We start from the raw sequence: 14,070 nt of genomic DNA, 5'->3' as shown, positions 1-14,070 counted from the left end.
TTTTTTTATACCAAACAAACAACAAAAGCAATACACATTGCATACAACAAAACAAACATTATGAAAACATATAACAAATTACTGCTACTATTCTTTGGTATGTTGGTTATTGTTTCATGCACAAACAGCAACAAACAAATAACAAACTCAAAAGATTATGATGAATACCTTAGTATTCGAGGAAATGAATCGGTCGCTTTTGCGAATGATGAAATTAAATTTTGGGAAAATAAATATGCTAATGATACGGTTCAAAATTCTTATTTAGGTATTATTGCCTCTAAATATGCCACACTGTTTCAGTATACTGGCGATATCAAAGATTTGTATAAAGCCGAAGAATTATTAGTAAAATCGAATAAGGCATCAGGTTATAGTAAAGTAGGAACCTTACGTGCCTTGGCCCGAAATTATATAGCACAACATCGTTTTAAAGAAGCCTTGGTTTTGGCCAACAAAGCTTTTGCCATTGGCGAAGGCCGAAAAGAGTCTCAAAAACTGCTTTTTGATGTCCAAATGGAACTAGGGAATTATGCGGAAGCCTCCAAAAATTTGGAAGCTATCAAAAACATGAAAGATTATGATTATCTCATTCGATTGGCGAAATGGAATGACCATGTTGGTGATTTAGATACTGCCATTACTTTTATGGAAAAAGCGAGAACTATAGCTGAAAATGAAGATAACAAAATCCTCAAAATTTGGTCTTATTCTAACCTAGGGGATTATTATGGACATGCAGGACGCATTCAGGATTCCTATGATAGTTATTTAAAAACGTTGGCATTAGATACTAATTATTCTTATGCACTTAAAGGAATTGCTTGGATTGTTTTTTCGCATGAAAGAAATACTATTGAAGCCAAAAGAATCATCGAAACACTTGAAAAAACACACCATACACCTGATTTTTTATTATTAAAATCAAAAATAGCTAGTTTTGTAGGGGAGACCGAAGAAGCAGAAGATAATAAGGCAGCCTATTTCGACATGTTAACCAAAAATAATTATGGTGCTATGTATAATAAATACAATGTACTGGTTTATGCAGATGATAAAACTACCGCTGCTAAAGCATTAGAAATCGCCAATATTGAAGTCAATCATAGACCTACTCCTGATTCGTATAATTTATTAGCTTGGTCTTATTTGAATATGGGCAATGCTCAAAAAGCATTGAAAATTGCAGAAAAATATGTTGTGGGTAAAACACACGAACCTCAAGTGCAATACCATTTGGCGATGATTTATAAAGCCAATAATCATTTGGATAAAATTGGTGCTATAAAAAAAGAGTTACAAGGGAGTATCTATGAATTAGGTCCTGATTTTGAAGCGAAAATTAATAAACTATAACCCTATGAAACTTATTTATATCATCCTATTATCCTTTTTTAGTTTGACTTTCTACGGACAAACTCAAAACGGAAGCGTCGTAGATGTGTTTGGGAATGCCATTGAAAATGCATATTTAATAAATATTGCCACCAATAGCCATGCCCATACGAACCCATTGGGGAATTTTAGCTTGGATAAAACGGAGGTAGGAAACACAGTAGAAGTTACTGCTTTAGGGTATAAAAAAGTAGATTATACTTTTGGTTCAAATGAAAATAGGATTATTCTTGAAGAGGCTGTTTTCAAATTAGATGAGGTTATTATCCAGCAGAAATTATCGGCGATGAATGTGATTTCCAAAATCGATTTGCAAACCAATCCAGTAAATTCCTCTCAGGAAATATTACGTAAAGTGCCAGGGTTGTTTATTGGGCAACATGCAGGCGGAGGAAAGGCAGAGCAAATTTTCTTGAGAGGTTTTGATATTGATCATGGTACTGATATAGCTATTTCGGTTGATGGAATGCCAGTGAATATGGTTTCCCATGCTCATGGTCAAGGTTATGCCGATTTGCATTTTGTAATTCCAGAAACGGTTGAGAAAATAGATTTCGGAAAAGGAAGTTACTATGCGGATAAAGGCGATTTTGCTACGGCAGGTTATGTCGCTTTTCAAACCAAAGAAAAATTAGATAAAAGTTTAATCAGTCTGGAAGTGGGGCAATTTAACACCCAAAGGATGGTGGGTTTATTTAATCTTTTGGGAAACCAAAAAACACAATCTGCATATATCGCAACGGAATATATTTTGACAGATGGCCCTTTTGATAGTCCGCAAAATTTTAATAGAGTCAACGTATTAGGAAAGTATACAATTAGATTGGATGACAATAGTAAATTCACCCTTACTGCTTCTCGTTTTTCCAGCAGTTGGGATGCTTCTGGACAAATACCGCAACGTTTGGTAGATAGGGGTGTGATTTCAAGATTTGGTGCTGTTGATAATACCGAAGGTGGAAGTACTTCAAGAACGAATGTCAATGCTACAATCTTAAAGTCAATTGATGAAAATACCTTTGTCAAAGCCAATGTTTTTTATTCGAAATACGACTTTGAACTGTTTTCCAACTTTACTTTTTTCTTGGATGACCCTATTAATGGTGACCAAATCAAGCAAAAGGAAAACCGTTCGATTTATGGACTGAATTCGGAGTTGAATAAAAAAATGAAATACAACGATTGGGATATTCTTCTACAACTAGGTTTAGGGTTTAGAGCCGATGCTACGAAGGACACGGAACTTTCGCATACATTAAATAGAACGACAGTTTTGAACCCCATTAAACTAGGTGATATTGATGAAGTAAACGGTTTTAATTATTGGAATGCCGAATTTAAGTTGGGGAAATTCATGATTAATCCAGCCGTTCGCTTTGATTATTTCAAATTCAATTACCAAGATAAATTGGCAACGACCTATAAAACACAATCTGAAACGGAAGTGAAAGTCTCACCAAAATTAAATTTTATCTATTCGCATAATAATGATTTACAGTTCTTTTTGAAAACAGGAATGGGATTTCATTCGAATGATACACGAGTTGTGGTGGAGAATAACGGAAACGAAATTTTACCAACATCCATCGGTGCAGATTTTGGAACGATATGGAAACCAGTTCCTAAAGTAATTGTCAACGCAGCGCTGTGGAATTTATACCTACAGCAAGAATTTGTTTATGTGGGCGATGCTGGTGTCATAGAACCAAGCGGAAAAACAAAACGAATGGGAGTCGATTTGGGGCTACGTTATCAACTGAATGATTATTTGTTTATGGATTCGGATATGACCTATACCTATGCTCGCAGTATTGACGAACCAAGCGGACAAGATTATATTCCACTAGCACCCGATTTTACCGCTACTGGAGGTCTGAGTTTTCAAAAATGGAATGGGTTTTCAGGAGGTGTGCATTACAGACACCTAAAAACGCGTCCTGCCAATGAGGATAACTCGATTGTAGCCAAAGGATATGGAATCGTAGATTGCAATATTAACTACGAGTTTAAAAAACTGACCTTTGGAATTTCAATAGAAAATCTATTCAATACAGCATGGAATGAAACCCAATTTGCCACCGAAACCCGTTTGCAAAACGAACCCAATAGTGTGGAGGAAATCCATTTTACACCCGGAACTCCTTTTTATATGAAAGGAAAGATTAGTTATAGATTTTAAGATTTGTTTTTGTTTGTTTTGTAAGGAGCCTAGCGTTAATTGTTTGTCGCTAGGCTTTTTTATTTAGAAATTTCAGTACAAATTATCTAATTTCTTAGAGTTATCAAGTCAAAGTTGCGAACAGAATATATTGTAGTCCAATCTGAGTTTGAACTTGTCAAGATTCGTTTCAAAATCAATTCGACAAGCTCAATGTGACAACTGCTATAGCTTATGATATATAAAGCTTAGATGCTCTTATATTTCTTAAATGTTTTAAACTTTTTAGCATCTAAATAAAAAAAAACTTAAATGACTTATATGTTTAAAAGAAATATAGCCAACGCTTATCTGTTCTTAAATATCTTAAATGTTTTAAACTTTTCAGTTTCTAATTAAAAAACTTATATGTTTAAAAAACCTTTCCAACTTTGTATATTTGTTTCACTCAAACAGCAACAATGATTTACCCCAAAATACCTTTAGCGCAAAGCATCATCGAACTGTGTTTAGCCAAAGGAGTTACACAAATAATTATTTCCCCAGGTTCAAGAAATGCACCACTAACAGTAGGTTTTGCAAGCAATCCTGATTTTCAATGTTATAGTATTGCCGACGAGCGTTGCGCCGCCTTTTTTGCATTGGGAATCGCACAACAAACCGCTAAGCCAGTGGCGCTAGTTTGTACTTCGGGTTCAGCTTTATTGAATTATTATCCAGCTATTGCCGAGGCTTTTTATAGCCAAATCCCATTGATCGTTATCGCAGCGGATAGACCCCAAAGCAAGATTGACATTGGCGACGGCCAAACTATTCGTCAAGAAAATGTGTTTGCTAATCATTCGTTATACAATGCTAATCTGACAGAAGAGAATTTCGAGCAAAATAATTTCGAAATCAACGAAGCTATAAATACAGCGATAGCTCAAAAAGGACCCGTGCATATCAATGCTCCTTTTGAAGAGCCTTTATATGAAACTACAACCGAGCTTTCCGTTACAGTTTCCGCTTTCGCAAAAGACCCAATAGTAGTTGCTGTATCGGACATAGAAGACTGTGCTTTACATTGGAACAAAGCCAAAAAGAAACTGATTTTAATAGGGGTAAATGCCCCCAATTCAATTGACGAAGCGATTATTGAAACTTGGGCAGAAGACCCTTCAGTCATTGTAATGACAGAGACGACTTCAAATGTGCATCATCCAAGTTTTATCCATAATATAGATACGATTATAACCCCTTTTAAAAGTGTTGACTTCGAAAGTTTTCAGCCTGATATTCTTATCACTTTTGGAGGAATGATTGTTTCCAAAAGAATCAAAGCGTTTTTACGTACCTATGCACCTCAACAGCATTGGCACGTTGATAGTTTACGTGCGTATGATACTTTTGGGGCGTTGACCAAACACATTCAAACCAGTCCAAAGCTGTTTTTTAATTCTTTTATTCCGCTTACGCAAAAAACAGAAAGTGACTATTTCCAAATGATGGACACTTTGGCTATTTTGAGAAAACAAAAAACTGCGGACTATCTGGCTAAAATTTCTTTTTCAGATTTTAAAGTTTTTGACCAAGTGATTTCGGCTTTGCCTAGCAATAGTCAATTGCAAATCAGTAATAGTTCGGCTATTAGATATGCACAATTAATAAAAATACATCCGTCTATTGAGGTTTTTTGCAATCGAGGAACCAGTGGAATTGATGGGAGTACTTCAACGGCAATTGGTGCGGCTGTCGCCAATACGAAGCAGACGACTTTGATTACTGGAGATATCAGTTTTTTATACGATAGCAATGGGTTGTGGAATAATTACATTCCAAAAAACTTCAAAATTATTTTGATTAATAATGGAGGAGGTGGAATTTTTAGAATATTACCAGGACATCAGGAGACAGAGCTATTCAATACCTTTTTTGAAACTTCGCACCAATATACAGCTGAACATTTGGCAAAGATGTTTGGTTTTGATTATCAACTAGCCGATTCGGAGGAAAGATTGGAAGGTGGTTTGAAAGCCTTATTCGCTAAAAATGAAAAGCCAAGCATTTTAGAGATTATTACGCCAACGGTAGATAACGATAAGATTTTGTTGCAGTTCTTTAAAGATTTAGAGTGATTGCATTAATTTTTAAAGAGTCAATAATTGCTAGTGTTTTTATAAGTAAATAGTTGCTTTTTTGTAATCAATTGGTTATATTTGAGGATATTAACTTAAATACGGATTTTTTATGAGTGCAAGAGATGAATTAATTGTAAAATACGCAGCTGATTTAAAAGAAAAATGTGGAGTTTCTCCTAACATGGATTTACTAACGAAAGTGACTATTGGTTGCGGTCCTTCAATCTATAATAAAGATTCTTCTACTGTTGCTGGAAGTCAGCAATCAGAATTAGATACGGTTAAAAATAATTTTTTAATCAAAAAACTAGGACTCAAAGACGGTCCAGAATTAGATGCTGGAATCGACGCTGTAATTGAAAAATACGGTCGTTCAAATGCAAATAAGTATAGAGCAGTCGTCTATTATTTATTAGCAGTGCATTTCAAAAAAGAAAGTGTTTACAATTAGTTCAAGATTGTCTATATAGTAAAAGCGCCTTTTGGGCGCTTTTTTTATGAAAATATTTTTGACTCAAAATTTGTCTTAGGATTTATTGATTTTTTTTACACAGACAGGACTGAGTTCTCATATCTAATCTAGGTTTAAACCATATCAATTCTATTTGAGATTGTGTTTAAAAAAAGTGATGGTACGTTGCCATGATAATGTTGCGGCAGCTTCGTCATATCTTGGGGTTGTATTGTTATGAAAACCATGATTGACATCAGGATAAGTAAACATTTCGTATTTCTTATGATATTCTTTTAAAGCTTCTTCAAAAGCGGGCCAGCCATCTAGAATCCTTTTGTCAAGACTAGCGTTGTGCATCATTAATGGTGCTTTTATAAGGGCAGTTTCATCTTTGCTAGGTTGTGAGCCATAGTAAGCCACTGCCGCTGATAAGGATGGGACTTTTACAGCCATCATGTTAGCAATCCATCCTCCAAAGCAAAAACCAACAACGCCTATTTGGCCAGTGCAATCTTTATGCGATTTAAGGTAATGATAGGCAGCAATAAAATCTTCTAACATTTCATTTTTGTCTCGTTTGCTTTGTAGTGCTCTTCCATCATCGTCATTGCCAGGATAACCACCAAGTGGTGTTAAAGCATCGGGTGCTAAGGTAATGAAACCTTCTAGTGCTGCTCTTCTGCCTACATCTTCAATATAAGGATTGAGTCCTCGGTTTTCATGAACCACTATAATTCCGGGCAGCTTTTTTTTAGTGTTCATAGGTTTTGAAAGTTGGCCTCGAATTTGACCGCCTCCTTTTGGTGAGTCATATGTGATATACTTTGTATCGATTCGTGGGTCGTCAGAATTGATGAGAATGGAATCGATATAATTTGGCATAATGAAACTCAGTAATGAAGGGATTGTAATACCTCCAACCGCGTACAGTGATAATTTTTTAAGAAACTGGCGTCTTTCTAGGCGATTATGAGCATAATCATCGTATAAATCAAAAACTTCTTGTTGGATGTCTTCTTTTTTTAACTTTTTCATCTGCTGTTACTTTAAATAGGGTTGGTGTTTTATGGCTCTCTCAAATATACAAAACTATTGTTTTGCTTTCTAGACAGCTTATTTATCGTCTTTCGTATTATGCGTTTTCAACCATTCCTCTCCTTTTTTATCCAAAAAGAAGTCCATCCATACATAATATAATACCTCATCCTTTTCTACCGTTACAGAGTGGCTAGAGCCTAAAGGAATATGAAGAATTGAATATTCTGGGAAAGCCACTTTGGCCGCATCAGCATAAACGACAGCATTGTTTTTTGAAAGTCCCAAGAATAATTGTTCCAACATAGGATGTTCATGGGCATCTACTTTATCAGGGCCTTTGGTTTGAACTGTTCCCATAGCAATTCGGGGGATGTATTTGTTTGGCAATATGGTGCGGCTTATTGTATTAGGACTTTTGATAGGTTCAGTATACGGTTTGCAGTCGGTGAATTTTGCATAATACACATTTTGGGTGTTTGTAGCAGGAAATTCTTTTAAATCTAAAAGATCTTGAGCGGTTAGTTTACTAGATATTTTGATGTAATGTAAACTATCGTTTTTAGCGGCTTTAATGCTAATACTTTTAGCAATATTGGGCAATAAAATGGTTTCAGGAACGATTTCATAAACTTTGTTTAAAGCAGTTAGATTTCCGTTTCCTTTTACAAACATATAAATTGTTTTGTACCCTTTTTTGGCGTAATCCAATACCGCTTTTTCACCTGTAATCGCAATATGTTCGACAACTATTCCTTTAATTTCATTTTCTAGAATTGATTTGGAATACTGCTGTGTATTAGGGGGAAGTTTAGTGGTTAGATTTTCAATTGGAATTTCTTGACAATACAATTGTATCATCATTGATGCCAGCAAAAGGATGCTTGTGGATAATTTTTTCATTCTAGTAATTTGTTAGTTAGTGGTTTAGTAAGGCTAAATATAAAACTTATTTTGCTAGAATGAGAGCGTATTTTTCAAATAGAATTTCCTTAGGTCTTAGTCTATTGTAAAAAAGGTCACTATTATATCCTCTAGGAAGGTATTCCTTTTCGGTATAAGCTTGTTTTGTAGGTAATTGTTGGCGGTTGTTGATTTATAGTTCTCCATTATGAATGGTAAACCGACACTGTTAAGCGGGGAATTTTGTAATGTCCATATAGAAAACTTCCCAAGTATGGCCGTCAAAATCTTCAATGGTGCGCTGTTGCATGAATCCATAATCCCTCATTTCGTTTGGTTCAAGACCACCTGCCTTTAAGCCATTTGCTATAATACTATTTACTTCGTCGACACTGTCAACGGATAACGAAAAAATCCCAGCCACTTTTGATTTAGTATCGGCAATAGGTTTGGTGATGAAACCGCTGAACTTTTCGTGTGTCAATAGCATCACAAAAATATTTTCACTCCACACCATACATTTTCCGCTGTCGTCAGAAAATTGTGGATTGTTTGTAAATCCTAATGCCACATAAAATGCCATCGATTTTTGAAGATCTTTTACCGCTAAATTGATAAAAATTTGTTTTGCCATATTTAAAAAGTTTAATGAACTAAAATACGAATTATTTTCAAATTTTAACAGGGGTTTTATACAGTCCTGTTAGGGATATTTTGGCAAACTTTATCGACAAACTATTATCGATATGCTAAGTCCGAGACATTTGCACAACACTTGAAATGAAGTGTATCGAGAACCGTTTTTAATGATGTTTTTCTTGTTCTCGATACAAATTTTCTGAAAAAGCTATTCGCATTTTCTGAAAATTTACTCGAACTGACGAAGAAACATCTTCAAAAACTAATTACACCCAACGGGTTAAATTTTATAATCTAATACCAAATCCTATTGCTCCATCAATGGTGTGAAATTTACTTTTTTCGTTAGTATAACTGTTTGATGTATAGTTTCCATCCCAATCATATCCTATTCCTAAATCTAAGAAATATTTATTTGAATTTCCAAAATTAATCATTGCTCCTGTGGTTAACATTTTGCCTTTTATTAATTCAGTACGATTATTGGTTAATTGATTCTCAGAAACACCAATAATTCCATAACCTAAATTTACATACAGCCATTTGTAACTTATTTGTCCGCCAACTTCATATCCTAGACCTCCACTAAACGTCCCTAATCCTACTAACAGACCAGAATTTTTGTATCCAATAATAGTTTTGGTTCCAAGACCGCCATAGTTTCCTCCTAAACCTATACCAAAATTAAAATAATTATTAATGTCGTTATTTTGGCAATAACCATTACCTATAAATACAGCAGTAAATAATAGGCTTACAATCAACTTTTTCATAATCAATAGGTTAAAATTAGTGAACTGATTTGATGTTATCCTATTCAGTAATAGGTTTGTGTTTTATAAAACTATTTAAGAATAAAATAGGATTACAAATTGATTGAACTCCATTTAATAATTAAATTCATTTTCCTTTAGCTTACTGGCTTGGCAAAGTAATTAACTTTAGAGCAGTCCTTAGAACAAAGGTGAGCAAACGTCAAAGAGCGGGTACAGTGCTTTTACAACTGACTTCGTTATTACGAAATCAATTTTAATATCTCTCTTTCGGAATGGCTTACGCAAGCTTTGAATTGTTCGTACCACTGCTTCCAATCTGTGGTTCCCATTTCTTTTGTCAAATCTTTCTCAAAATCAGAAAGTGTGGCATATGAAGATTCTAAAATTAGTCGGTAACTTTTTCCTGTAAAATCAGTTAAGACACGAGTACCATCAGTTTGGGGCATTAAACCGTTTTTTTCGGCTTGGTCTATCAATACTTTGGCGTCTTTAAAACGGCCAAATTGCAAATGAAAAATTTCACGAACGATATACATGATTACAAAATTTAGGAATTAAACAAAATAATTTCAGTAGTATAAAGTTAAGAAATAATAGTATTGAAACTGTTTTTAAGGAGCTGAATTTCAGTTTGTTGGGTATGCTTCAGGGAATGGTTTAAAATACACTTAAATCAATGATATTGCTTGGTTTGTTGCGAAATGGAACACAGATAACACAGATAATCACAGATTTTTAAAGTCTCAGTAACCCCAAACTTGTCTTCCCGACGATAGGAGGACTCGAGCGATAGCGAACAGGCGAAGCAATCACAGGAGTTGCTCACGTTATGTGATTTCTCCTTCGTCGAAATGACACAATAAACGCTTAACTTAATAACATTGCGCTCGCGCTAGCTAGGTTTTTTTCTATTTGTGAACTTTTAAAAACTCCATTTTGAATAAAAGTCAAGAGACTTTTAGAATGATTTCGTTTATAACAGCCTATTAAAATTGCGCAAAGTCAAAGACATTTGCGCAGCACTTGCAACGACGTTTAGCACTCTTCGCAGAGCAGGGCGTGGCGGATCTTTATGCTTTATCAATCAAATGTTTTTGAGACAGCCTTGTCAATATTTCCGTAAAACCAAATCCCATTGTTCCATGAATTGCCCTAACCCAACCACTAACAAAAATATCTTCTATTCCATCATCATTGAAATCTGCACGAAACTGTTCTAATAATGAAGTTTCAAAACCTTCGAATTCTAAACTAAATTCGAAAATACCAGGAGAAATATCAAATTTCACAATTCCGCTTCTAACTAAGTCTCCAATTGATTTGCCTTCTACAATATATTTCTTTAATCTACCTTCAACATCAAAAAGAATGTTGGGTGATAAATAATCCAGCATATTTATTTTTATCCAAGGATCATTAATAAAGGAAACTTTAGGCATTTTTGCTTTTTCTAATACTTCGATAAACTCCTCAAAAAAGGTAAAAGTATTAGACATTTTAATTGCATATGTAGTCAGTGGATAAAATCCTTTTACGCGTGCATCTTTCCATTCATTTAATGTTGAAACATTAATTTTTTTATCATTGTCATTAACTAATTCTAAATATTTAACATCATTATAAATCATTAATTTTTTATCTAAAAAGCTTGAAAAATCAGTATTTAGATAGAAAACATCATAAATTTCATCAATAAATTCAATGCCAATAGGTAATTTAATTTCTTTAATTTTCCAATTTTTCTTCTCGGCATCTTTTAAAATATTTTTTAATTCTTCAGCATTAATTAAATTTGCTGAAAGCGCAGATTGAAGTTTAGAGATAATTAATCCTTTATTTTTTTTTCTTTTTAATTTTTCAATTTCAATATTGACTTTTGCTTCTTTTTTTAAAGCAATTGAAAGATAAAAGAGTGTTGCATTTTTATCAAACAGACCATCGCTTTTTCTTAAGTTGCATTTACTATGGGCAGGAACTAAATTATAAATTGCATTGAGGTTGAAATTTTTATCTAACCCTAAATCAGTTTTAATCTGTTCAAATTTATCAGGATTCTTTTCAAGTGATTCAGGAATTATATGATCTATCTGTAAATCTCCCCAATCTAACGTTTGGCTACAATAGAAGCATGAATTTTTGTGAGCACTCCAAATACTACTTCTCGTTAGATTATCAAATGTTGTTTTACTCATATTTTTTTGTTGATGGAGCGCATTACGTTTTGCCGCTTGGCGAGGTTGCGAACTTCGCAACCTTATATTTTCCGTTAAAGATAAAAATTCTTGCGAAACGTAAACATGAACCTACCACAAAAACTCGCAATTGCGAGAAACGGCTGTGTGTGCAGTTTATAGTTCCAATAGTAATTCTGGAATGCTTGGAAGTCCAACCCAACCAGATACTTTGTTATATTTCTTCCCAAGGTCTTGTAATTTTTCTTTCAATTCTTTGGACTTTTCAACAGCCTTACTTAAATTAGATTCTTTGTCGGTTAATTGATCGAAAATTCTTTTGAGCCTATTGAAAGGTTTTTTTGTAGATACTTTTTCATCTACAATTTCTACTTCTAAAAGTTCATCATCGAGTTGTTGTAGTTCTTTAGAAATTGATGTAGGTAAAATAGATTCATAATCATTTTTAAGTTTTAAAACTTCATTTTGGAGTTCAGTTACTTCTTGGCTTAAGTTAAAGGTGACATTTGTTGAAATTTGTGAATCAATTTTGGAGTTAGAATTTGATATATTTTGAACTAAAACAGGAACTGGATTTGAACTTTTTAAAAGAAGTAAATTATGAAACTCGCCAACTTTTTGTTCCAAGAATTTCACTTGGAAATTTTTAAACTCTATTTGTTGTTTTAGGTGATTTATTTGTTGCTTTAATTCCAAAACGAATAACTCTTTTTTCGTTTCAGGTAGTGAAACTTCAATATCAGGATTCAAATCGTCGATATTGCTTTTTACAAATCCTAAATATTCATTGAAATATTCATTCACCTCTTGAATGTTGTCAGATTCGGAAGTTTGGATGTATAATCCGTCGTCACTTGTTGTCACTTCAAAAGTAATTTTCTTGCCTTTTGAGACCTCTACGTATTCTTGAAAATAAACTAGGTATTGCTTAACAGCAGTTCTCATTTCCTTTGGAATGTTGAAAAAAAATCCTTTTGAGCCTTTTTCAGCGTTATTGACAATCAGAAAAATCATGATTCTCATTAGTCCTTGCTTAACAATGGATGGCTCAGGATAAATCATTTTTTCACTATCAATACTGAACGTTCGTAAGTTTTCAAGTTTAGAAAACTCGAAAGGGATGGTTGTTACAAGATTTTTTTTCAAAGACAGCGCAGCCAACATCTTGACTTTGCCAATTTCGGAAGGAATCTTTTTAATTTTATTTTCTGCTAAATTTAAGGTTCTTAAACTTGATGACAGCCTTACGGACTTTGGAATTTCTGTTAAATTGTTTTTACGCCCTAAGATTATTTGCAAATTTGGTAATCTAAACAAAGCACTAGGGAGAGTAGCTATTTGATTGTCTATTATGTTAAGCTCCTTTAGATTTATTAGCTGTTCAATCTCATTTGGAATTATTTTTATTCTATTTCCTCTCAATCGTAAAGTAACGAGACTTTCAATTTCAAAAATTTCCGGCGGTATACTTTCCAATCCAACGCCGATTAAGTCTAGAGTTTTCTTGTTTTCCTTTTTTGCAATCGCAATTAATTCTTGAATATTATCCATAGGGTAGATTTTAAATTGCACACAACTTGTATATAGGCCTGACAAAATCAGAATTTATTTTTTCATCCAAATATATTCATTTTTTCTTACAAATCATCACATTCTAAAAACCACCACTCACAAAATATAAAACAGTCGTAATTATACCCCAAATCCCCGCGTGAGGGATCGAAATAAGCTACCGAAGTAGCATGTAGAGCACGACAGCGCTGAGCGAAGGGGCTTAATGAGTGCATGCTGAAGTAAGCCCCTTTGCTCAGGGGTGGCACGCCCAAACTATTTAAATACCGATTATACTCTCTTTAAACGAATGTCGATTTCGCGGTCTACGTATTTCCATTCTTCGGAATTGCGGAGGTGTTTTAGGAGTTCGTTGAAGGCGGGTTCGTCTTCGGGGGCAAATTCAAACCAGGTTAGGAAATCAAAGGGTTCGTTGATGTCTCGGGAGTGAAATAATTTTCGGGCTATGGCGGGTAGGTATTGCATGCCTACATGGGTGTGCTGAGACTGGTTTTCCATTATTTTACGGCGTTCGTCTTGGGCTAGGTTCCACCAAGCGTCGTTTTTGCGAATGGGGATTAAGGCGGCATAAGTGGCTTTTTCTCGGCCTAAATCTTCTTGGATGGCGAGGAGTTTTTCTTTTTCGGATTTTTCAGTATAACGCAGATTGCTGATTACTCCTTTTAAGGACCAAGTCCCTTGAAAAGTTTGTAGTAGGGAACTGGCTAGTTTGTCAATATGGGTCACTTTTTTTAAAGAGTCGCCCTTTAAGGTGGTCATCTTAATTACTTTCCAATCACCTGTTGTTCCTCCTACGAAGTCAAAAATTGTGTTGTCCATGATTAAA

At 34.3% G+C, this 14,070-nt stretch carries 12 protein-coding genes; 4 read left to right on the top strand and 8 right to left on the bottom strand.

What is annotated here, in order from left to right; all coding sequences use genetic code 11:
• Positions 1-60 precede the first annotated feature (60 nt).
• The 4 genes from SLW70_RS16425 to SLW70_RS16410 all read left to right on the top strand — a co-directional run bounded on the left by SLW70_RS16425 (position 61) and on the right by SLW70_RS16410 (position 6,124).
• Positions 61-1,356: a tetratricopeptide repeat protein gene (locus SLW70_RS16425; protein WP_320889755.1), complete on the top strand. Its 1,296-nt coding sequence runs from the start codon at positions 61-63 to the stop codon at positions 1,354-1,356.
• A 4-nt stretch (positions 1,357-1,360) separates the two neighbouring features.
• The gene (locus SLW70_RS16420; RefSeq protein ID WP_320889753.1) at positions 1,361-3,574 is read left to right on the top strand and encodes a TonB-dependent receptor; all 2,214 of its coding nucleotides are present in this window, start codon (positions 1,361-1,363) and stop codon (positions 3,572-3,574) included.
• Positions 3,575-4,014: 440 nt separating this feature from the next.
• The gene (gene menD / locus SLW70_RS16415) at positions 4,015-5,670 is read left to right on the top strand and encodes a 2-succinyl-5-enolpyruvyl-6-hydroxy-3-cyclohexene-1-carboxylic-acid synthase (protein ID WP_320889751.1); all 1,656 of its coding nucleotides are present in this window, start codon (positions 4,015-4,017) and stop codon (positions 5,668-5,670) included.
• Positions 5,671-5,782: 112 nt separating this feature from the next.
• Positions 5,783-6,124 carry a DUF2853 family protein gene (locus SLW70_RS16410; protein WP_320889750.1) on the top strand — a complete coding sequence of 114 codons (342 nt, stop codon included), beginning with the start codon at positions 5,783-5,785 and terminating at the stop codon, positions 6,122-6,124.
• Between the two features lie 150 nt (positions 6,125-6,274).
• On the opposite strand, the gene SLW70_RS16405 is transcribed toward SLW70_RS16410, so the two are convergent.
• The 8 genes from SLW70_RS16405 to SLW70_RS16370 all read right to left on the bottom strand — a co-directional run bounded on the left by SLW70_RS16405 (position 6,275) and on the right by SLW70_RS16370 (position 14,063).
• Positions 6,275-7,162 (bottom strand): dienelactone hydrolase family protein, encoded by an 888-nt coding sequence (locus SLW70_RS16405; RefSeq protein ID WP_320889749.1) that lies wholly within the window; start codon positions 7,160-7,162, stop codon positions 6,275-6,277.
• A gap of 78 nt (positions 7,163-7,240) precedes the next feature.
• Complete coding sequence (locus tag SLW70_RS16400) at positions 7,241-8,065, bottom strand: cupin domain-containing protein (protein ID WP_320889748.1); 825 nt, start codon at positions 8,063-8,065, stop codon at positions 7,241-7,243.
• A gap of 229 nt (positions 8,066-8,294) precedes the next feature.
• Positions 8,295-8,699 (bottom strand): VOC family protein, encoded by a 405-nt coding sequence (locus SLW70_RS16395; protein WP_320889747.1) that lies wholly within the window; start codon positions 8,697-8,699, stop codon positions 8,295-8,297.
• A 292-nt stretch (positions 8,700-8,991) separates the two neighbouring features.
• A complete protein-coding gene (locus tag SLW70_RS16390) occupies positions 8,992-9,477 on the bottom strand; it encodes a hypothetical protein (protein WP_320889746.1) in 486 nt (161 codons plus the stop codon).
• A gap of 242 nt (positions 9,478-9,719) precedes the next feature.
• A complete protein-coding gene (locus SLW70_RS16385) occupies positions 9,720-10,016 on the bottom strand; it encodes a hypothetical protein (protein WP_320889745.1) in 297 nt (98 codons plus the stop codon).
• A gap of 534 nt (positions 10,017-10,550) precedes the next feature.
• Positions 10,551-11,672 carry an HNH endonuclease signature motif containing protein gene (locus SLW70_RS16380; protein WP_320889744.1) on the bottom strand — a complete coding sequence of 374 codons (1,122 nt, stop codon included), beginning with the start codon at positions 11,670-11,672 and terminating at the stop codon, positions 10,551-10,553.
• A 156-nt stretch (positions 11,673-11,828) separates the two neighbouring features.
• Positions 11,829-13,268 (bottom strand): leucine-rich repeat domain-containing protein, encoded by a 1,440-nt coding sequence (locus SLW70_RS16375; protein WP_320889742.1) that lies wholly within the window; start codon positions 13,266-13,268, stop codon positions 11,829-11,831.
• 246 nt (positions 13,269-13,514) lie between these two features.
• Positions 13,515-14,063, bottom strand: a complete 549-nt coding sequence (locus tag SLW70_RS16370; protein WP_320889741.1) for a chlorite dismutase family protein — start codon at positions 14,061-14,063, stop codon at positions 13,515-13,517.
• Positions 14,064-14,070 lie beyond the last annotated feature (7 nt).

The organism is Flavobacterium sp. NG2, from assembly GCF_034119845.1.
Taxonomy (GTDB): Bacteria; Bacteroidota; Bacteroidia; order Flavobacteriales; family Flavobacteriaceae; genus Flavobacterium.
This window is presented reverse-complemented; position numbering and strand designations above follow the sequence as displayed.